General features: G+C 69.5%; 22 protein-coding genes and 4 tRNA genes. 7 read left to right on the top strand and 19 right to left on the bottom strand.

What is annotated here, in order from left to right:
- Window positions 1-199 precede the first annotated feature (199 nt).
- The 8 genes from rplL to P3L51_RS19525 all read right to left on the bottom strand — a co-directional run bounded on the left by rplL (window position 200) and on the right by P3L51_RS19525 (window position 5,618).
- Window positions 200-580, bottom strand: coding sequence for a 50S ribosomal protein L7/L12 (gene rplL / locus P3L51_RS19490; protein ID WP_354606542.1), 381 nt, complete (start codon window positions 578-580; stop codon window positions 200-202).
- A gap of 84 nt (window positions 581-664) precedes the next feature.
- Window positions 665-1,228, bottom strand: coding sequence for a 50S ribosomal protein L10 (gene rplJ / locus P3L51_RS19495; protein ID WP_078075571.1), 564 nt, complete (start codon window positions 1,226-1,228; stop codon window positions 665-667).
- Window positions 1,229-1,572: 344 nt separating this feature from the next.
- Window positions 1,573-2,526, bottom strand: coding sequence for an SCO4651 family lipoprotein (locus P3L51_RS19500; protein ID WP_354606543.1), 954 nt, complete (start codon window positions 2,524-2,526; stop codon window positions 1,573-1,575).
- A 142-nt stretch (window positions 2,527-2,668) separates the two neighbouring features.
- Window positions 2,669-3,391 (bottom strand): 50S ribosomal protein L1, encoded by a 723-nt coding sequence (gene rplA / locus P3L51_RS19505; protein WP_354606544.1) that lies wholly within the window; start codon window positions 3,389-3,391, stop codon window positions 2,669-2,671.
- Between the two features lie 97 nt (window positions 3,392-3,488).
- Complete coding sequence (gene rplK / locus P3L51_RS19510; RefSeq protein WP_023539372.1) at window positions 3,489-3,923, bottom strand: 50S ribosomal protein L11; 435 nt, start codon at window positions 3,921-3,923, stop codon at window positions 3,489-3,491.
- Between the two features lie 203 nt (window positions 3,924-4,126).
- Window positions 4,127-5,065 (bottom strand): transcription termination/antitermination protein NusG, encoded by a 939-nt coding sequence (gene nusG, locus P3L51_RS19515; protein WP_354606545.1) that lies wholly within the window; start codon window positions 5,063-5,065, stop codon window positions 4,127-4,129.
- Window positions 5,066-5,145: 80 nt separating this feature from the next.
- Window positions 5,146-5,436, bottom strand: a complete 291-nt coding sequence (gene secE, locus P3L51_RS19520; RefSeq protein WP_354606546.1) for a preprotein translocase subunit SecE — start codon at window positions 5,434-5,436, stop codon at window positions 5,146-5,148.
- Window positions 5,437-5,545: 109 nt separating this feature from the next.
- Window positions 5,546-5,618 (bottom strand) — tRNA-Trp (locus P3L51_RS19525).
- A gap of 226 nt (window positions 5,619-5,844) precedes the next feature.
- Between P3L51_RS19525 and P3L51_RS19530 the strand changes: the two genes are divergently transcribed.
- A complete protein-coding gene (locus P3L51_RS19530) occupies window positions 5,845-7,071 on the top strand; it encodes a pyridoxal phosphate-dependent aminotransferase (RefSeq protein WP_354606547.1) in 1,227 nt (408 codons plus the stop codon).
- A gap of 149 nt (window positions 7,072-7,220) precedes the next feature.
- On the top strand, window positions 7,221-8,270 hold the full coding sequence (locus tag P3L51_RS19535) for an adenosine deaminase (RefSeq protein ID WP_354606548.1): 1,050 nt from the start codon (window positions 7,221-7,223) through the stop codon (window positions 8,268-8,270).
- Between the two features lie 13 nt (window positions 8,271-8,283).
- Here P3L51_RS19535 and P3L51_RS19540 read toward each other — a convergent pair whose 3' ends face one another.
- The gene (locus P3L51_RS19540) at window positions 8,284-8,901 is read right to left on the bottom strand and encodes a TetR/AcrR family transcriptional regulator (protein WP_354606549.1); all 618 of its coding nucleotides are present in this window, start codon (window positions 8,899-8,901) and stop codon (window positions 8,284-8,286) included.
- A 105-nt stretch (window positions 8,902-9,006) separates the two neighbouring features.
- On the opposite strand from P3L51_RS19540, the gene P3L51_RS19545 reads away from it, so the two are divergent.
- Entirely contained in the window at window positions 9,007-9,633 is a 627-nt protein-coding gene (locus P3L51_RS19545; protein WP_354606550.1) for an NAD(P)-dependent oxidoreductase, read from the top strand.
- Window positions 9,634-9,646: 13 nt separating this feature from the next.
- Here the strand turns inward: P3L51_RS19545 and P3L51_RS19550 are convergent, their stop codons facing one another.
- From P3L51_RS19550 to P3L51_RS19575, 6 genes are all read right to left on the bottom strand, one after another.
- Window positions 9,647-10,702, bottom strand: coding sequence for a UDP-N-acetylmuramate dehydrogenase (locus tag P3L51_RS19550; RefSeq protein WP_354606551.1), 1,056 nt, complete (start codon window positions 10,700-10,702; stop codon window positions 9,647-9,649).
- A 199-nt stretch (window positions 10,703-10,901) separates the two neighbouring features.
- Complete coding sequence (locus P3L51_RS19555) at window positions 10,902-11,336, bottom strand: MaoC family dehydratase (protein WP_435594485.1); 435 nt, start codon at window positions 11,334-11,336, stop codon at window positions 10,902-10,904.
- Complete coding sequence (locus P3L51_RS19560; RefSeq protein WP_354606552.1) at window positions 11,336-11,788, bottom strand: FAS1-like dehydratase domain-containing protein; 453 nt, start codon at window positions 11,786-11,788, stop codon at window positions 11,336-11,338. The genes P3L51_RS19555 and P3L51_RS19560 overlap by 1 nt, the downstream gene beginning before the upstream one ends.
- A 118-nt stretch (window positions 11,789-11,906) precedes the next feature.
- Window positions 11,907-12,071, bottom strand: coding sequence for a 50S ribosomal protein L33 (gene rpmG, locus P3L51_RS19565; RefSeq protein WP_003956487.1), 165 nt, complete (start codon window positions 12,069-12,071; stop codon window positions 11,907-11,909).
- A gap of 84 nt (window positions 12,072-12,155) precedes the next feature.
- Window positions 12,156-12,228, bottom strand: a tRNA-Met gene (locus tag P3L51_RS19570).
- 47 nt (window positions 12,229-12,275) lie between these two features.
- A tRNA-Thr gene (locus tag P3L51_RS19575) sits at window positions 12,276-12,348 on the bottom strand.
- A 378-nt stretch (window positions 12,349-12,726) separates the two neighbouring features.
- Between P3L51_RS19575 and P3L51_RS19580 the strand changes: the two genes are divergently transcribed.
- A complete protein-coding gene (locus tag P3L51_RS19580; protein ID WP_354606553.1) occupies window positions 12,727-13,962 on the top strand; it encodes an amidohydrolase family protein in 1,236 nt (411 codons plus the stop codon).
- Window positions 13,963-14,034: 72 nt separating this feature from the next.
- Window positions 14,035-14,694 carry an SDR family oxidoreductase gene (locus tag P3L51_RS19585; protein WP_354606554.1) on the top strand — a complete coding sequence of 220 codons (660 nt, stop codon included), beginning with the start codon at window positions 14,035-14,037 and terminating at the stop codon, window positions 14,692-14,694.
- A 59-nt stretch (window positions 14,695-14,753) separates the two neighbouring features.
- On the opposite strand, the gene P3L51_RS19590 is transcribed toward P3L51_RS19585, so the two are convergent.
- A tRNA-Tyr gene (locus P3L51_RS19590) sits at window positions 14,754-14,835 on the bottom strand.
- A gap of 226 nt (window positions 14,836-15,061) precedes the next feature.
- Between P3L51_RS19590 and P3L51_RS19595 the strand changes: the two genes are divergently transcribed.
- Both P3L51_RS19595 and P3L51_RS19600 read left to right on the top strand, forming a co-directional pair.
- Window positions 15,062-15,550, top strand: coding sequence for a YajQ family cyclic di-GMP-binding protein (locus P3L51_RS19595; RefSeq protein WP_354606555.1), 489 nt, complete (start codon window positions 15,062-15,064; stop codon window positions 15,548-15,550).
- 120 nt (window positions 15,551-15,670) lie between these two features.
- Complete coding sequence (locus tag P3L51_RS19600; protein ID WP_354606556.1) at window positions 15,671-16,333, top strand: alpha-ketoglutarate-dependent dioxygenase AlkB family protein; 663 nt, start codon at window positions 15,671-15,673, stop codon at window positions 16,331-16,333.
- A gap of 6 nt (window positions 16,334-16,339) precedes the next feature.
- Here the strand turns inward: P3L51_RS19600 and P3L51_RS19605 are convergent, their stop codons facing one another.
- From P3L51_RS19605 to htpX, 3 genes are all read right to left on the bottom strand, one after another.
- Window positions 16,340-16,609 carry a GlsB/YeaQ/YmgE family stress response membrane protein gene (locus P3L51_RS19605; protein WP_354606557.1) on the bottom strand — a complete coding sequence of 90 codons (270 nt, stop codon included), beginning with the start codon at window positions 16,607-16,609 and terminating at the stop codon, window positions 16,340-16,342.
- Between the two features lie 270 nt (window positions 16,610-16,879).
- Window positions 16,880-17,272, bottom strand: a complete 393-nt coding sequence (locus P3L51_RS19610; RefSeq protein ID WP_354606558.1) for a YccF domain-containing protein — start codon at window positions 17,270-17,272, stop codon at window positions 16,880-16,882.
- Window positions 17,269-18,132, bottom strand: a complete 864-nt coding sequence (gene htpX, locus P3L51_RS19615; protein WP_354606559.1) for a zinc metalloprotease HtpX — start codon at window positions 18,130-18,132, stop codon at window positions 17,269-17,271. Before htpX ends, P3L51_RS19610 begins: the two co-directional genes overlap by 4 nt.
- Window positions 18,133-18,277: the final 145 nt, after the last annotated feature.

Raw genomic sequence — 18,277 nt, forward strand, 5'->3', positions numbered from 1 at the left:
GAAGGCACGGCGATGATCACCATACTCGCAGCAGGCCGAAGAGCAAGGAACCCCTCGCGGCAACGGAGAAGGGCGGCCACCCGTACGGGTGACCGCCCTTCTCGTCAACGCTGTGCACCTCGCGGTGCGATCGCTGTCACTTCGGCTCGCGGGCGCCGTCACGGCTCCCTGAGGCGGGTGTCAGCGGGGTCCTACGAAGTCACTTGACCTCGACGGAGGCGCCGGCGGCCTTGAGGGACTCGGCAGCCTTCTCGGCGGCCTCCTTGGCGACCTTCTCGACGACGGGCTTGGGGGCGCCGTCCACGAGGTCCTTGGCCTCCTTGAGGCCCAGCGAGGTGAGCTCACGCACGACCTTGATGACCTGGATCTTCTTCTCGCCGGCACCCGTGAGGATGACGTCGAACTCGTCCTGGACCTCTTCTTCGACGACGACAGCGGCGCCACCGGCGGCGGCAGCGGCGACCGGGGCGGCGGCCTTGACGTCGAACTTCTCCTCGAACGCCTTGACGAAGTCAGAGAGCTCGATGAGGGTCAGGTCTTCGAACTGCTTGAGCAGGTCGTCCTGGGACAGCTTCGCCATGGTGGCGGTCCTTCCACTAATTTCGGCAGGTGCCGGATGAATGTGAACGGCGGGCGTACGGGCCCGCTGCGACGCGGCGCCGAACTACTCGGCGTCGGCCTCGGCGGGAGCCGGCGTACCGGCACCGCCCTGCTCGGCCTCACGCTTGGCGCGAAGGGCGTCCGCGGTGCGGACGAACTCCGACAGCGGGGCCTGGAATGTCGCCGCGGCCTTGGCCATCGACGCCTTGATTCCACCGGCCACCTTGGCGAGCAGCACCTCGCGGGACTCAAGGTCCGCGAGCTTCTTGAACTCGTCGGCGCTGAGCGCCTTGCCATCAAGGACACCGCCCTTGATGACGAGGTTCGGGTTGTCCTTGGCGAAGTCACGAAGACCCTTCGCCGACTCCACCGGGTCACCGGTGACGAAGGCAACCGCCGTCGGACCCGCGAACAGGTCGTCCAGCGTGTTGATCCCGGCCTCGTTGGCCGCGATCTTGGTCAGCGTGTTCTTCACCACGGCGTACTGGGCGTTCGCACCGAGGGAACGGCGCAGCTCCTTGAGCTGCGCCACGGTGAGACCCCGGTACTCGGTCAGCACTGCGGCGTTCGAACTGCGGAATTGTTCCGTCAGCTCGGCCACCGCGGCAGCCTTGTCGGGCCTTGCCATGAGCGTCGGCCTCCTTCCGGGTGATGAGGACCGCTCAGAAGGGGCTGAACAAGACAAACGCCCCGGCGCAAGCGCACGGGGCGTAGCTCGACCGGGACGAACCCGGGAACTCTCCTCGAACACCTACGCGGGTCGTCCGCTTCCAGCGGATCCTTCGGTCGCCTCACCCTCTTGCGAGAGCACGGCGACGACCAGCGGTCTTTGGCTTCCTGTGGAGAGTACGTGACAGGGTTACTCGCAGGCAAATCCGGTCGCCGGGGCCGTAAACCGGCCCCGGCGACGGGAATGGTGGATCAAGCTTTCCGGATCAGGAGTGGCTTTCCGGATCAGCAGGAGCGTCCGGATCAGATCCCGGAGCTGTCCGCGCCGGACTCGGCGCCGAGGTCGCCCAGCATCTTGAACAGGTCGACGGTGTCGGCGGCCGGCGGCGTCTGGACCGAGGCCTTGGCACCGTAGTCGCTGTACCGCGCGCTGATCTTGATGTCACCCTGCGGGGATTCCATCGCGACGTTCATCTTCACCGGGTAGTCGTCCTCGTTGACCCAGACCTCGGTGTCGTACCCCTCGATGCCCGTCTTGTCGATGTTGGCGAGGAGGTCCTTGCGCTCCTTCGCGCTGAGCACGTCGAGCGACTCGTTCGACTCCAGCATCTCGGCGACCGTCAGCGTGCCCTTGTAGTGCTGAGCCTCGACCCCGTCGATCTTCTCGGAGCCGACGTGCTTCACGTTCGGCGAGTCCAGCAGCAGCGCGAGCTGCTGGGCCGGGTCCTGGTTCATGTTCTCCATGCCACCGGTGAGCTCCTTGGTGGCCTCCGGGTCACCCGAGGCCTCCGCCGCCGCGGCCAGGTCCAGCTTCATCCAGCGCTTGCCGTCCATGTCCTTGGCCGCCTCGGCGCCCATGTCCATGTACATCGCGTTCTTGACCCAGACCATCCGGATCTTCTCCGGGGCATCGGGCTCGGCCTGCATCATCGAGCCGGACATGGTCATGTCCATCACCATGGGGTCCCACCCCATGACACCGGTCATCTCCATGTCGCCGCCCCCCGCGGCTCCCGCCGTGCCGGCCGGCATCGACATCGTCATGCTGACCTTGGCGGACTTCGCCGCCGCCGTCTTCTCGTACGCCGCCGTCAGAACCTCGGTCACCGCGGAACGCGACTGCGGCGCGTCCTTGGCCGACGAACTCCCGGAATTCTTCTTCGAGTCCGAGTCACCGCTCTGACAGCCGGCGACACCCGCCACAACGGCCACTGCCGTCAGCGAGACGCCAACACGCCCCCATGTCGACATGGTCATACCCCACCCCTTTTTTCGATGTACTTAGTTGAACGGTAACGCACGGGTATGACAGCCCGCGCACGCGAAAACCGGCCCCAACACCTCAACAGAGGTGCCGGGACCGGCTCTTGACACGCGTTGGCGCGACTTCCGTCAAGGATCAGACGGAGGCCGGGTCCTCCTCGACGAGGAGGTTACGAGTGCGGTTGGCGTCCAGCGGGATGCCGGGGCCCATCGTCGTCGCCAGGACCGCCTTCTTGATGTAACGGCCCTTCGCCGCGGACGGCTTGAGACGGAGGATCTCCTCCAGCGCCGCGGCGTAGTTCTCGACAAGCTTCGTCTCGTCGAAGGAGACCTTGCCGATGATGAAGTGCAGGTTCGAGTGCTTGTCGACGCGGAACTCGATCTTGCCGCCCTTGATGTCGTTCACGGCCTTCGTGACATCAGGGGTGACGGTGCCGGTCTTCGGGTTCGGCATCAGACCACGCGGGCCGAGGACGCGGCCGAGGCGGCCGACCTTGCCCATGAGGTCCGGGGTGGCGACGACGGCGTCGAAGTCGAGACGGCCCTTCTGGACCTCGTCGATCAGCTCGTCGGAGCCGACGATGTCGGCGCCCGCGGCGCGCGCTGCCTCGGCACGGTCACCGGTCGCGAAGACCAGGACCCGGGCGGTCTTGCCGGTGCCGTGCGGGAGGTTCACGGTGCCACGGACCATCTGGTCCGCCTTGCGCGGGTCTACGCCCAGACGCATGGCGACCTCGACGGTGCCGTCGAACTTGGTGGTGTTGGTGTCCTTGGCGATACGGACGGCCTCGAGCGGAGGATAGTTACGCTCCGCGTCGATCTTCGCGTCCGCGCTGCGGAGTGCCTTGCTGCGCTTCACTTCTGCTCCTGGTGGTTCATTCAGGTGTGGAGTTCGTGGTGCGGGCCGCGCATGGCCCTTCCACTTGGCGCGCCCGAACGGGCCCGCCGGACGGGACTCAGCCCTCGACCGTGATGCCCATGGAACGGGCGGTGCCGGCGATGATCTTCTCGGCGGCGTCCAGGTCGTTGGCGTTCAGGTCGGGCATCTTGGTCGTGGCGATGTCACGGACCTGGTCGCGGGTGAGCTTGGCGACCTTCTTGACGTGCGGCTCGCCCGAGCCCTTGTCCACACCAGCGGCCTTGAGGATCAGCTTCGCGGCCGGCGGAGTCTTGGTGATGAAGGTGAAGGAGCGGTCTTCGTAGACCGTGATCTCCACCGGCACGACCATGCCACGCTGCGACTCGGTCGCGGCGTTGTAGGCCTTGCAGAACTCCATGATGTTGACGCCGTGCTGGCCCAGCGCGGGGCCGACCGGCGGCGCCGGGTTGGCCGCGCCGGCCGAGATCTGGAGCTTGATGAGCCCCGTGACCTTCTTCTTCTTGGGAGGCATTGCTCTCTCCGGGTCCTAGTGAGAGTGTTCCGGCCCAGTCATCCGGTCATCCGGATGCGGGCATACCGCGCAACGATAACGGGTATAGCTGCACGGCCAAAAACCGAGCAGGTCAGACCCTCTCCCGCGAGTGGGGGGCAACCCCCTGCGAGAGCCTGTCTGACCTGGTCGGAAGTGGCTTTACGAGCGCGCGGAACCGCGCGTCAGTTCTTCTGGATCTGGTCGAAGCTCAGCTCGACCGGAGTCTCGCGACCGAAGATCTCGACGAGGCCCTTGACCTTCTTCGAGTCGGCGTTGATCTCGTTGATCGTCGCCTGGAGCGTCGCGAACGGGCCGTCGGTGACGGTGACCGAGTCGCCGACCTCGAAGTCCAGCACCTGGACCTCGACCTTGCGGGACGGAACCGGCTTGCCCTCGGCCTCGGCCGCCTCGCGCGCGGCCTTCTCCTCGGCCTCGGGGGCGAGCATCTTGACGATCTCGTCCAGCGTCAGCGGGTACGGGTCGTAGGCGTTGCCGACGAAGCCGGTGACGCCCGGCGTGTTCCGTACGACACCCCAGGACTCGTTCGTCAGGTCCATCCGCACCAGGACGTAGCCCGGGAGCTTGTTCTGGCGGACGTTCTTGCGCTCGCCGTTCTTGATCTGGACGATCTCTTCCTCGGGCACCTCGGCCGAGTAGATGAAGTCCTCGACGTTGAGCGAGACGGCGCGCTGTTCCAGGTTGGCCTTCACGCGCTTCTCGTAGCCCGCGTACGTGTGGATGACGTACCACTCGCCGGGCAGGGTGCGCAGCTCCTCGCGGAGCGCGGCGACCGGGTCGGCGGCGGGAGGCTCCTCGACGAGCTCGTCGTCGTCGCCGTCCTCGGCCTCAGCTTCGGCCTCGGCGTCCTCTGCCTCTTCGGCGTCGGTCGCGTCGTCAAGCTCGGCTTCGGCTTCGGCGGCTTCGGCGGGAGCTGACTCCGCGTCGTCGTCCTCGTCCGCGTCCTCGACGTGCAGCGCCGACTCCTCGGCCGGCTCGCCGGCCTCGACGTCAGCGGCTTCGGCCTGGTCTGGCTCGACAGCGTCCGCCGCCTCGACGATGTCGGTCTCGTCCTCACGGGACTCGACCGCCTCGTTGGCGTCGTTCAGGTTCGGGTCAGACACGTTGGCTGCTTCTTCCTGGCTTCACGATGGGTGGAACATGCGGAAAAGGACGCCTGTGGGCGCCCTCCGCCTCCGCGGCTTTAGCCGAAGACGTACTTGACTACTCTCTGGAAGCCGTAGTCCATCACGGTCACCAGACCGATCATGACGACGACGAAGACGATCACAACAGTCGTGTAGGTCGTCAGCTGGTTGCGAGTCGGCCAGACGACCTTGCGCAGCTCCGCGACGATCTGACGGTAGAAGAGCGCGAGACGGCCCAGGGGGCCCTTCTTGCCGCGCTTGCCACCCTTGCGGGTCTTCTTGTTCGACTCTGCGGTCTCGTCATCGTCAGCATCAGGCTTGTCGATGGAGCCCACGGCGTCCGTCACGCTCTCTCACCTGATTCCGGGTCGTGGCCGTGCCGCGCCCGGTGGAGCCGCACGGCAGTGCTTTTGAAGTACGTACATGCGCACACATCCTGGCGAAGGAAGTGTGTAGCAGGGCCGGAGGGACTTGAACCCCCAACCGCTGGTTTTGGAGACCAGTGCTCTACCAATTGAGCTACGACCCTTTGCGTTTTCCCCAACCTACCGCATCCGACCCGGAGCACGGTGTGTGCGGATCGGTGGTGGCGGGTGAGGGCCAACGACCAGTGAGTGTACGTGCTCAGGGGCCATGCGTCGAACAGGTAACACGGGACCGGCTCTTGTCGGAACCTGTCCACTCCCTGTCCGCGGGCTGTCCAGTCGGCGAAACCCCTGTGCCCGTGTCTCGGGGGGTCTGGGACCATGGCCCGCATGAGCGCTGCAATTCCTCCGACCGAGCGCCGGGTCTCCGCCCGAGTCGGCGCAATCTCCGAGTCCGCCACCCTCGCCGTCGATGCCAAGGCCAAGGCCCTCAAGGCCGCCGGCCGGCCGGTGATCGGCTTCGGCGCGGGCGAGCCCGACTTCCCGACGCCCGGCTACATCGTCGAGGCCGCGAGTGAGGCCTGCCACAACCCGAAGTACCACCGCTACACCCCGGCCGGCGGGCTTCCCGAGCTGAAGGCCGCCATCGTCGCCAAGACGCTGCGTGACTCCGGCTACGAGATCGACCCCGCGCAGGTCCTGGTGACCAACGGCGGCAAGCAGGCGATCTACGAGGCCTTCGCCGCGATCCTCGACCCGGGCGACGAGGTCATCGTCCCGGCGCCGTACTGGACGACGTACCCCGAGTCGATCCGGCTGGCGGGCGGTGTCCCGGTGGACGTCGTGGCCGACGAGACCACCGGCTACCGGGTCTCCGTCGAGCAGCTGGAGGCGGCGCGCACGGAGCGTACGAAGGTCGTGCTCTTCGTCTCGCCCTCCAACCCGACGGGCGCCGTCTACAGCCGCGAGGACACCGAGGCGATCGGCCGCTGGGCCGTGGAACACGGCCTGTGGGTCATGACGGACGAGATCTACGAACACCTCGTGTACGGGGACGCCGAGTTCACCTCGCTGCCCTCCGTCGTGCCGGAGCTGCGCGACAAGTGCGTCGTGGTCAACGGTGTCGCCAAGACGTACGCGATGACCGGCTGGCGGGTGGGCTGGGTCGTCGGCCCCAAGGACGTGGTGAAGGCCGCGACCAACCTCCAGTCGCACGCGACGTCGAACGTGGCCAACGTGTCGCAGGCCGCCGCGCTCGCCGCCCTCACCGGCGGCCTGGACGCGGTGGACGAGATGCGGACCGCCTTCGACCGGCGCCGGGGCATCATCGTCCGGATGCTCAACGAGATCGACGGCGTGGTCTGCCCGGAGCCCGAGGGTGCCTTCTACGTGTACCCGTCGGTGAAGGCGCTGCTCGGCAAGGAGATCCGCGGCAAGCGCCCCGCGAGCTCGGTCGACCTCGCCACCCTGATCCTCGAAGAGGCCGAGGTCGCGGTCGTACCGGGCGAGGCCTTCGGTACGCCGGGGTATCTGCGGCTGTCGTACGCCCTGGGCGACGAGGACCTGGTCGAGGGTGTGGCGCGACTGCAGAAGCTGCTGGCGGAGGCCCGCGACTGAGAAGCGTGATTCGGTGAGGAGAACGGGTCCCCGGTGCTACCCGGGGGCCCGTTCTTCCGTTCGGGATTTCGTTCGGGATTTCGTTCGGGCGACGACCCGAAGATGGAAAGGGACTCCCGGAGTCCGCGTGAGTACGGCAGGATCCATGGATGGAGAACGTTTCCGGCCCCCCGCATGACGACCGCGCCACCCGCGACATCCGTCTGTTGCCCAAGGCCCATCTGCATCTGCACTTCACCGGCTCGATGCGGCCGACGACCCTGCTGGAGCTCGCCGACAAGTACGGCGTCCACCTCCCCGACGCGCTCACCGGCGGTGAGCCGCCCGAGCTGCGGGCGACCGACGAACGGGGCTGGTTCCGCTTCCAGCGGCTCTACGACATCGCCCGGTCGTGTCTGCGCTCCCCCGAGGACATCCAGCGGCTGGTGCGCGAGGCCGCCGAGGAGGACGTCCGGGACGGTTCGCACTGGCTGGAGATCCAGGTCGACCCCACCTCCTACGCCCCGCTGCTCGGCGGACTGATCCCGGCACTGGAGATCATCCTGGACGCCGTGGACGCGGCGGCCAGGGACACCGGGCTCGGTATGCGCGTCGTGGTCGCGGCCAACCGGATGAAGCACCCGCTGGACGCCCGCACACTGGCGCGGCTCGCCGTGCGGTACGCGGACCGGGGCGTCGTCGGCTTCGGCCTGTCGAACGACGAACGCCGGGGCATGGCACGGGACTTCGACCGGGCGTTCGCCATCGCGCGGGAGGGCGGGCTGCTCGCGGCGCCGCACGGCGGTGAGCTGAGCGGGCCCTCGTCGGTACGGGACTGCCTGGACGATCTGCGCGCGACCCGGGTCGGGCACGGCGTACGGGCCGCCGAGGATCCGCGGCTGCTGCGCAAACTGGCCGAGCGCGGTGTGACCTGTGAGGTGTGCCCGGCGTCGAACGTGGCGCTGGGCGTCTACGAGAAGCCCGCCGACGTACCCCTGCGGACACTGTTCGACGCCGGGGTGCCGATGGCGCTGGGCGCCGACGACCCGTTGCTCTTCGGCTCGCGGCTGGCCGCGCAGTACGAACTCGTGCGCAAGTACCACGGGTTCACGGACGTCGAACTGGCCGAGCTGGCGCGTCAGTCGGTACGGGGCTCCGCGGCGCCGGCCGGGGCGCGGGACAAGATGCTGGCCGGGATCGACGGCTGGCTGGAGGACTGACCGGGGCGGGCCGTCAGGGGCGGGGACCGTCAGGGGCGAGGCCGGAGAGGACCGTCCGCACCAGCGCCGGGGCGAACTCCTCCAGCGGGGTGACCTGTTCGCCGTCCGGGAAGGCCTTCAGGAAGGCCCGCTGGAGGCACGCGCCGAGCAGGAGCGAGGCCACGGCGTCGGCGTCGGCATCGGCCCGTACGCGGCCGGCCTCGCGCTCGGCGCGCACGTACGCGGCGAGCGCGCGCAGCGGCCGGAGCGGGCCCGCCCCCAGGGCGTGGACCCCCTCGGCGTGACGGCGCAGCAGCGCCGGTTCGGCGAAGAGTGAGGCGCCGATCGGGAAGGTCGCCTCGTAGAAGAGGGCCGCCTGGCGGACCACCTCCGTGAGATTCTCCTCGACACTCCGGCCGGCGCTCGCGTCGAAGGGCCCTTCCGCGAGTTCGGCGAGCAGCGGGCCGAGGCGGGGCAGCCGTTCCTCCAGGACGCGCAGGAAGAGTTCTTCCTTGCCGGAGAAGTACTTGTAGAGGGCGGCCTCCGAGCAGCCGGCGGCGCGGGCGATCTCCTTGGTGGTGGCTCGCGCCAGCCCGATGGTGCCCATCAGCTGGGCGGCGGCGTCCAGGATGCGGGCCCGCGCGGGTTTCATGGATGCGCTCCGATCGCCATGACAAGGCTTGACGTGAGGTGAGTGGGTACTCACCATAGAGGTGAGTGAATACTCACCCACCATCGAGCGGAAGAGGCGAGGACGATGAGGCTCACCGTGTTCGGAGCGACAGGGGGCGTCGGCCGGGAGATCGTGCGGCAGGGCCTGGCGGCGGGCCATCGGGTCACGGCGGTGGTGCGCGACCCGGCGCGGCTGGACGTCACCGGGGACCGCCTGGAGGTGTTCACCGCGACCGCGTTCGACGACCCGGACTCGCTGCGGCCGGCCGTGGTGGGCGGGACGCGGTGCTGTCGGGCATCGGCCCGCGCGGGCGCGGGGCTCGCGGCGCCGGTGACCCGCTCGATCCTGCGGGCGATGGAGGCGGAGGGGGTGCGCCGGCTGGTGGTGGTGAGCGCGGCCCCGGTCGGGACGGTGCCGCCGGGTGAACCCCTGCTGGGGAGGCTGGCCATGGGCATCGTCAAGGTCGTGCTCAAGCCGGTCTACACCGACCTGGCCCGCATGGAGGAGGAGCTGACCCTCAGCGGCGCCAACTGGACCTCCGCCCGGCCCCCGCAGCTCGTGAACACCCCGGTGACGGGCGTCTACCGCAAGGTGGTGGGCGCGAACCCCCGCGGCGGCAACAAGCTGGGCCGCCCGGATCTGGCCCACGCGATGCTGGCGATGCTCGACGACCCGGCGACGGTGAGGCAGCCGGTGGGGGTCGCGTACTAGGTCGTGCCCGCGTTCAGAGGCTGACGCCGACCGTCACCGGCTCGTTGACCAGGGTGACCCCGAACGCCTCGCGCACCCCGGAGACGACCTCCCGGGCGAGTGCCAGCAGGTCCTCGGTGGTCGCGTCGCCACGGTTGGTCAGGGCGAGCGTGTGCTTCGTGGAGATGCGGGCCGGGCCCGCGCCGTACCCCTTCGTGAAGCCCGCGCGGTCGATCAGCCACGCCGCCGACGTCTTCGTGCGGCCCTCCCCCGCCGGGAACGCGGGCGGTGCGACATCCGCGCCCAGCCGTTCCGCCGCGCGGGCCAGGAAGGCCGCGTACTGGGCGTCGTCGAGGATCGGGTTGGTGAAGAAGGAGCCGGCCGACCAGGTGTCGTGGTCCGCCGGGTCGAGCACCATGCCCTTGCCCGCGCGCAGTTCCAGCACGGTCCGGCGGGCGGTGGCCGCCGGGACCCGGTCGCCGGGTTCGACGCCCAGGGCGCGGGCCGTCTCCGCGTACTTGAGCGGGGCCGAGAACCCGCCCGCGTCCTCCAGCGCGAACCGGACGCGCAGGACGACGTAGCGCTCGGGGTGCTCCTTGAAACGGCTGTGGCGGTACGAGAACGCGCACTCGGCGTTGGTGAGGGTCAGGGTCTCGCGGGTGGTGCGGTCGTAGGCGACGACCTCGGTGATGGTGCTGGACACCTCCTGGCCGTACGCGCCCACGTTCTGGATCGGCGTGGCACCGGCCGAGCCGGGGATGCCGGCCAGGCACTCGATGCCCGCCAGGCCCGCCTCGACGGTGCGGGCGACGGCGTCGGTCCAGGTCTCGCCGGCGGCCAGCTCCAGCGCCGTGCCCGCGAGGTCGAAGCCGCGCGTCGCGATCCGCAGGGCGGTGCCCTCGAACCCCTTGTCGCCGATGACCAGATTGCTGCCGCCGCCGATGATCAGGAGCGGCGTGCCCGCGTCGTCCGCCTCGCGCACGGCCGCGACGACCTCGGCGTCGGTGGTCGCGGTGATCAGCCGGGTGGCGGGGCCGCCGAGGCGGAAGGTGGTCAGAGGGGCGAGGGGGGCGTCATGGAGTTCCTGCACGGCACAAGACTACGGTCCGGTCCGGGAACGAGGAGTCCCCGGCCGGACCGCGTGACGCCGGCGGGCGGTCGGACGCCCGGCCCGCCCACGGTCGGGGCCGGCAGCCGCGCCGCTCCCGAACGCGAGCGCCGGGCGGCCCCGACCGTGGGGGCCGCCCGGCGCTCGGACGCTCAAGGGTCGGACGCTCGGGCTCGGACGCTCAGGCCAGCTGGACGACGGCGCGGGACAGCCCCAGCACCTTCTTGCCCTCGCTGGTCGCCGTCAGGTCCACGCGCACGCGGTTGTCGTCGAGCTTGGCGCCGACCTTGGCGGTCACCTCGATGACCGCGCCCGTCCCGTCGTTGGGCACCACGACGGGCCTGGTGAAGCGGACGCCGTACTCGACGACGGCCCCCGGGTCCCCCACCCAGTCGGTCACCACCCGGACCGCCTCGGCCATGGTGAACATGCCGTGCGCGATGACGTCGGGGAGCCCGACCTCCAGTGCGAACTTCTCGTTCCAGTGGATCGGGTTGAAGTCCCCGGACGCGCCCGCGTACCGCACCAGCGTGTCGCGCGTCACCGGGAAGGTCCCGGTCGGCAGCTCCGTACCGACCTCGACGTCCGCGTAGACGATCCGCGTGGCCACCGTCATCACTCCCCCTCGGCGGCGCGCGCCACCAGCTTGGTCCACGCGGTCACGACGTGCGCGCCCGCCTCGTCGTGCACCTCGCCGCGGACGTCGAGGATGTCGTTGCCCGCCATGGACTTGACGCCCTCGATGGTCGAGGTGACGGTCAGCCGGTCGCCGGCCCGTACCGGACGGGTGTACGCGAACTTCTGGTCGCCGTGCACGACCCGGCTGTAGTCGAGACCGAGCCGCGGGTCGGCGATGACCTCGCGCGCCGCCTTGAAGGTGATCGCGAAGACGAAGGTCGGCGGGGCGATCACATCGAGGTGGCCGAGCGCCTTCGCCGCGTCCGGATCGGCGTACGCGGGGTTGGCGTCGCCCACCGCCTCGGCGAACTCGCGGATCTTCTCCCGGCCGACCTCGTACGGCTCGGTGGGCGGATAGGTCCGCCCGACGAAGGACTGGTCGAGCGCCATGGACTCGTTCCCTCCTGATGAGACTGCCCTGATGAATGGTGCACAACTATGGATCGGGCACGGCAAACGACACGAGGCCGCCCCCTGTTAAGGGGGCGGCCTCGGGTACGAGCCTGGTTCAGCGCGTTTCGCGGTGAGCCGTGTGCGAGTTGCAACGAGGGCAGTGCTTCTTCATCTCAAGACGGTCCGGGTTGTTACGCCGGTTCTTCTTGGTGATGTAGTTCCGCTCCTTGCACTCCACGCAGGCCAGCGTGATCTTCGGGCGGACGTCGGTGGCAGCCACGTGAGTGCTCCTGGACAGATTGACGGGTTAACGCATAAAAGAGTAGCCGATCGAAGGATCGCCCCCACCATCGGCTACCGTGTGTAGCGGTGACCGGACTTGAACCGGTGACACAGCGATTATGAGCCGCTTGCTCTACCGACTGAGCTACACCGCTGTGATGTCGGATCCCCTCGCCCGAAGGCGAGGAGCGCCGTACACCAGAGCCCCAATACGGAATCGAACCGTAGACCTTCTCCTTACCATGGAGACGCTCTACCGACTGAGCTATTGGGGCGAGCGATGAAGACATTACACGGTCCGTCGCCGATCGCCCAAATCCATTTCCCGGTCTCTCGTCCGCCTCTCGTCCCACCTGTCCCTTCCGTCTCGCGACGGGTGTCGAGAGGGCGTTGAGAGGGCGCGGCGAGGGCGTTGGGGGACCTGGTGAGGAGCCGGGGAGAGCGGCTGGGAGCGGGGGCGGAACGCGTTCCGTACACCAGGTGGAGCCACGCCGGTATGACTATTCCCTTCCTCCTCGAAGCCCGCCCGGGGCGCCTCTAGGCTCGACGCACGCCGCGTGATCTTGCACGTCGGAGCCCACCCGTCCCAGCAGCCAGCCGCCCCGCGACCAGAGAGCCCCCACAGCCCGCCCAGGAGCCCATCCAGGAGCGCGATGCCCGACAGCCAGCCGCAGCCGTCACACGGCGCCACGGCGAACGCCACCGCGCTGCTGCTGCGCGGGGCCCGGCTCACCGACGGCCGCGTCGTCGACGTACGGCTGAGCGGCGGCCGTATCGAAGCCGTCGGCACCGCCGGCAGTCTCACCGCGCTCGGCGCGTGCGTGGATCTCGACGGGCATCTGCTCCTGCCCGCCCCCGCCGAACCGCACGCGCACAGCGACACCGCGCTGAGCGCCGTCACGTCGGACGGACCCGTGTCGTACGACCCCGACGACGTCCAGCGCCGTGCGACCGAGGCCGCGCTGCTCCAGGTCGGGCACGGCGCGACCACGCTGCGTACGCATGTGCGGATCGGTGACGCGCAGGAGTTGGCTCCCATGGAGGCCGTACTCCAGGCGCGGCGTTCGCTGCGCGGGCTCGGCGATCTGACGGTCGTCGCCGTACCGCGCCTGCTGACCGGGGTCGCGGGGGCCGACGGGCTCGCGATGCTGCGCGACGCGGTGAAGATGGGCGCGGGGGTGGTGGGCGGCTGCCCCGACCTCGACCCCGATCCGACCGGGTACGTGGAAGCGGTGCTGGGCGTCGCCGCCGAGCACGGCTGTCCCGTCGACCTCCATACCGACGGCGGCGACCCGGCCCGGCTCGCGCGCCTCGCGGCGATGGCGGGCGGGCTGCGGCCCGGCGTCTCGATCGGGCCCTGTGCCGGTCTGTCCCGGCTGCCCGCGGACGCCGCGGGCCGGGCCGCCGATCAGTTGGCGGCGGCGGGTGTGACGGTCGTCTGCCTGCCCCAGGGCGGCTGCGGCGGTGTCGAGCAGCGGGGCGTGGCGCCCGTACGGCTGCTGCGTGCCGCCGGTGTACGGGTGGCGGCCGGCAGCGGGGCCGTACGGGACGTGGCGAACCCGGTGGGGCGCGGGGATCCGCTGGAGGCGGCGTATCTGCTGGCCTCCCAAGGAGGGCTGCGGGCGGCGGAGGCGTACGGGGCGGTGAGCACGGCCGCGCGGGAGGCCATGCGGCTGCCGGAGGTACGGGTGGAGGCGGGGTTTCCCGCCGAGCTGCTGGCGGTGCGCGGGGAGCGGCTGGAGGGGGTGCTGTCGCTGGCGTACAGCAGGATCGTCATTCACCGGGGCCGGGTGGTGGCCCGGACGAACGCCGTGCGGGAGTACCGCGACTCGGCGGTGGCCGTGGCGCTGGACCTACCGCGACAGGGGCGGCCGGAGTCGGCGCCGTAGACCGCGGGAATCGCTCCTCCTACGGAGGTGGCGCGTGAGCGGTGACGGCCCGTCGGACGTACGGTCGTGAGCATGCGAATTGTCATCGCCGGAGGACACGGTCAGATCGCGCTGCGGCTGGAGCGGTTGCTCGCCGCGCGCGACCACGAGGTCGCGGGCATCATCCGCAAACCCGAACAGGCACAGGCGCTGAGGGAGGCGGGCGCCGAGGCTGTCCTACTCGACCTGGAGTCTGCCTCGCCGGAGGAGGCCGCCGCGGCGCTGGAGGGCGCGGATGTGGCGGTCTTCGCGGCCGGGGCGGGACCGGGCAGTTCCACGGAGCGCAAGGACACCGTCGACCGGGGCGCGGCGGTCCTCTTCGCCGACGCGGCGCAGCGGGCGGGCGTACGGCGTTATGTGATCGTCTCGTCCATGGGCGCCGACCCGGAGCACCGGGGCGACGACGTCTTCGACCACTATCTGCGGGCCAAGGGCGCGGCGGACGTGTACGTCCTGTCCAAGGAGGGCCTCGACACGACGGTGCTGCGCCCGGGAATGCTCACCAACGACGCGGGCACGGGCCTGGTGAACCTCGCGCCGTCAACGGGCCGTGGCCCGGTGCCACGGGACGATGTGGCCGCGACACTCGCGGAGTTGGTGGAGTCACCGGCGACGGCGGGCCTGACGCTGGAACTGATCAGCGGGACGGTGCCGGTCGCGGAAGCGGTGAAGAACGCCACGTCGTCCGCCTGAGAGATACGAAGATGGCCCCTGGTCCGCGTCTCCGCAGGCCAGGGGCCATCATTTCCGTGTGGCGGCGCCAGGATTCGAACCTGGGAAGGCTAAGCCGGCGGATTTACAGTCCGCTCCCATTGGCCACTCGGGCACACCGCCATGGGATGTTGCTGCGGGATGGGCGCCGTGAGCGCTGCTCCGTGGCAACGACGTAAACGATACCCGATGCGTGGGGGTGCTCCGCCACCGGATTGATCAGGCCGGGAGGGGGCGGAGATGACTAGGCTTTACGGGAGCGGGCCGGGAGCCCGGCCGTACTTTCGGCATCAGCCGCGGCGAGAGTCGCGGCACTCTTTCCAGTACCCGATACAAGGAGCCACAGGACATGGCCGACTCCAGTTTCGACATCGTCTCGAAGGTCGAGCGGCAGGAGGTCGACAACGCCCTCAACCAGACCGCGAAGGAGGTCTCCCAGCGGTACGACTTCAAGAACGTCGGAGCCTCGATCGCCTGGTCCGGCGAGAAGATCCTCATGGAGGCCACCAGCGAGGAGCGGGTCAAGGCGATCCTCGACGTCTTCCAGTCCAAGCTGATCAAGCGGGGCATCTCGCTGAAGGCGCTGGACGCGGGCGAACCGCAGCAGTCCGGCAGGGAGTACAAGATCTTCGCCTCCATCGAGGAGGGCATCTCCCAGGAGAACGCGAAGAAGGTCGCCAAGATCATCCGCGATGAGGGCCCCAAGGGCGTCAAGGCGCTCGTGCAGGGCGACGAGCTGCGGGTCAGCTCGAAGAGCCGGGACGATCTCCAGGCGGTACAGGCGCTGTTGAAGGGGCAGGACTTCGACTTCGCGCTCCAGTACGTGAACTACCGCTGATCGACGGGTCCCACAGGGCCGGGCACAACGGGGGCAGTCGGCCGGGGACGTCCTCGGCGGCGGCCCTCGTTGCGTTCTCGCCGCACGGATTCGGCTGGACCGAGGGAGTGGGGTGCGGGCATGAGCGAGGGGTTGTTTCCGCGGGCGCGGGCCGTGGTCGCCGACGGGGCCGTGCATGTGCCGGGGTGGTTGGGGAGCGCGCGGCAGCGGGAGTTGGTGGAGGCGTGCCGGGGGTGGGCGCGGGGGCCCGTACCGATTAGGCACACCACCCTGCCCGGCGGGGGCGTGATGTCCGTGCGGACGGTCTGTCTGGGGTGGCACTGGCAGCCGTACCACTACACGCGTACCGCCGGGAACGTGAACGGCGCGCGGGTCGCGGCGTTTCCCGAGTGGCTCGTGGAGTTGGGGCGCTCGGCGGTCGACGAGGCGTACGGGGAGGGGGCCGGGGCCGAGTACACGCCGGACACCGCGCTAATCAACTTCTACGAAGGCGCCGCCACGATGGGCATGCACCAGGACAAGGACGAGAGGTCCGGGGCGCCCGTGGTCTCGCTGAGCTTCGGGGACAGTTGTGTCTTCCGCTTCGGCAACACGCGGACGCGGACGCGTCCTTATACGGATGTCGAGTTGGCGTCCGGCGATCTCTTCGTCTTCGGCGGGGCGTCCCGGCTCGCGTTCCACGGCGTCCCCAAGGTGTGTCCGGGGACCGCCGGCCCGGCGAGCGGGATGCGCGCCGGGCGGCTGAACATCACGCTGCGCGAGACCGGGCTCGGTGGCGGCTGAGCGGTGTCAGCGGGAGCGGGAGTGGCCGAAGAGGACGCGGTAGACGATCAGCAGCACCAGTGAGCCGCCGATCGCCGCCGCCCAGGTGGCGCCGTCGTAGAAGTCGCTGGTGATCGGGCGGTCCAGCCAGCGGGACGATATCCAGCCGCCGATGAAGGCGCCCGCGATACCGATGAGGGTCGTACCGACCAGGCCACCCGGGTCCCGGCCGGGCAGCAGGATCTTGGCGACGGCCCCGGCGAGGAGTCCGAGGACGAGCCAGCCGATGATGGTCATGCCGTGAACCTGCCTTTCGTGCGGTGTCTGTGCCGCGTTGCGCTGCTTGGAAAGACGCCGGTGGGGCGGGCCGCGGTTGCGGGAGATCGGCGGCGTGCGGCGTACGGCGTACGACACGGCGGCCGCGCCGCACGACGGCCGTGTACGCCGCGTGGGACGGCCGCCACGCACCGCGGGGAGTCGGCGGCGCGGTCGGGTACGGGCAGCGGTCGGGTCCTCGCGCCGCCCGTACCGTCAGTCGCGACGGGCCCCCGTACGGCGCCGCTGAGGTCACCAGCCCGCGAACGCCTCGTCCGTACGGACGATGTCGCGGCCGAAGGGCAGCAGCGAGACCGGGATCATCTTGAAGTTGGCGATGCCCAGCGGGATGCCGATGATCGTCACGCAGAGCGCGATCCCGGTGAAGATATGGCCGAGGGCGAGCCACCAGCCGGCCAGGATCAGCCACAGAACGTTGGCGACGAACGAGGGTGATCCCGCGTCGCGGCGCTCCACCGTCGTATAGCCGAACGGCCACAGCGCGTACCGGGCGATCCGGAACGCGGCCACCCCGAAGGGGATGCCGATGACCGTGACGCACAGGAGCAGTCCGGCGAACATGTAACCGAGGAACAGCCAGAAGCCACTCAGGAACAGCCAGATGATGTTGAGGATTGTCTTCATGGACGGCCACCTGCCATCTGTTCTAGTCGGGCGATGCGCTCCGCCATCGGCGGATGCGTGGAGAACATTCTCGATACACCCTGCCCGGGACGGAACGGATTAGCGATCATCAGGTGACTCGCTGTCTCGATCCGTGGCTCGGGCGGCAACGGCAACTGCTTCGTGCCGGCTTCGAGCTTGCGCAGGGCGCTCGCGAGGGCCAGCGGGTCGCCGGTGAGCTGCGCGCCGGCCGCGTCCGCCTCGTACTCACGGGAGCGGCTCACGGCAAGCTGGATGACCGAGGCCGCCAGCGGGCCGAGGAGCATCACGAGCAGCATGCCCACGATGCCGGGGCCCTCGTCGTCGTCCGAGCGGCCGATGGGGATGAGCCAGGCGAAGTTCACGAGGAACATGACGACCGAGGCGAGGGCGCCGGCGACCGACGAGATCAGGATGTCGCGGTTGTAGACATGGCTGAGCTCATGGCCGAGGACCCCGCGCAGCTCCTGCTCGTTCAGGATCTGGAGGATCCCGTCCGTACAACGGACTGCCGCGTTGCGGGGGTTGCGGCCCGTGGCGAACGCGTTGGGAGCCTGGGTCGGCGAGATGTAGAGGCGTGGCATCGGCTGGCGCGCGGTCGTGGAGAGCTCGCGGACGATGCGGTACAGCTCCGGCGCCTCGAACTCGCTGACCGGGCGCGCGCGCATGGCGCGCAGCGCGAGCTTGTCGCTGTTCCAGTACGCGTACGCGTTCGTGGCGAGCGCGACGACGACCGCGATGATCAGTCCCGTCCGGCCGAAGATGCTGCCGATGACGATGATGAGTGCGGACAGTCCCCCGAGGAGTGCGGCGGTCCTCAACCCGTTGTGCCGGCGGTGCACGGAACGCCCTCCAAATCGTGCGGCAGGGGAACCCTCTACGTGATGTCGCTCCACTCTCCAGTGGACCCTTCCTCACTGGTCAACGCCAGGCGAGGGTCACGGGTTCCCTGGCGCGCCCGCGCACGGGTCTACGCCTGTCTCTTAT

Source organism: Streptomyces panacea, assembly GCF_040560175.1.
Lineage (GTDB): Bacteria > Actinomycetota > Actinomycetes > Streptomycetales > Streptomycetaceae > Streptomyces > Streptomyces panacea.

Bases quoted from the DNA above. Each gene is read 5' to 3' on its own strand.
- rplK (WP_023539372.1), bottom strand. From the start codon at position 3,923: ATGCCTCCCAAGAAGAAGAAGGTCACGGGGCTCATCAAGCTCCAGATC.
- P3L51_RS19595 (WP_354606555.1), top strand. From the start codon at position 15,062: ATGGCCGACTCCAGTTTCGACATCGTCTCGAAGGTCGAGCGGCAGGAG.
- P3L51_RS19585 (WP_354606554.1), top strand. From the start codon at position 14,035: ATGCGAATTGTCATCGCCGGAGGACACGGTCAGATCGCGCTGCGGCTG.
- P3L51_RS19560 (WP_354606552.1), bottom strand. From the start codon at position 11,788: ATGGCGCTCGACCAGTCCTTCGTCGGGCGGACCTATCCGCCCACCGAG.
- rplL (WP_354606542.1), bottom strand. From the start codon at position 580: ATGGCGAAGCTGTCCCAGGACGACCTGCTCAAGCAGTTCGAAGACCTG.
- P3L51_RS19555 (WP_435594485.1), bottom strand. From the start codon at position 11,336: ATGACGGTGGCCACGCGGATCGTCTACGCGGACGTCGAGGTCGGTACG.
- P3L51_RS19605 (WP_354606557.1), bottom strand. From the start codon at position 16,609: ATGACCATCATCGGCTGGCTCGTCCTCGGACTCCTCGCCGGGGCCGTC.
- P3L51_RS19580 (WP_354606553.1), top strand. From the start codon at position 12,727: ATGCCCGACAGCCAGCCGCAGCCGTCACACGGCGCCACGGCGAACGCC.
- P3L51_RS19530 (WP_354606547.1), top strand. From the start codon at position 5,845: ATGAGCGCTGCAATTCCTCCGACCGAGCGCCGGGTCTCCGCCCGAGTC.
- P3L51_RS19600 (WP_354606556.1), top strand. From the start codon at position 15,671: ATGAGCGAGGGGTTGTTTCCGCGGGCGCGGGCCGTGGTCGCCGACGGG.
- P3L51_RS19610 (WP_354606558.1), bottom strand. From the start codon at position 17,272: ATGAAGACAATCCTCAACATCATCTGGCTGTTCCTGAGTGGCTTCTGG.
- P3L51_RS19500 (WP_354606543.1), bottom strand. From the start codon at position 2,526: ATGACCATGTCGACATGGGGGCGTGTTGGCGTCTCGCTGACGGCAGTG.
- P3L51_RS19540 (WP_354606549.1), bottom strand. From the start codon at position 8,901: ATGAAACCCGCGCGGGCCCGCATCCTGGACGCCGCCGCCCAGCTGATG.
- rplJ (WP_078075571.1), bottom strand. From the start codon at position 1,228: ATGGCAAGGCCCGACAAGGCTGCCGCGGTGGCCGAGCTGACGGAACAA.
- P3L51_RS19545 (WP_354606550.1), top strand. From the start codon at position 9,007: ATGAGGCTCACCGTGTTCGGAGCGACAGGGGGCGTCGGCCGGGAGATC.
- P3L51_RS19535 (WP_354606548.1), top strand. From the start codon at position 7,221: ATGGAGAACGTTTCCGGCCCCCCGCATGACGACCGCGCCACCCGCGAC.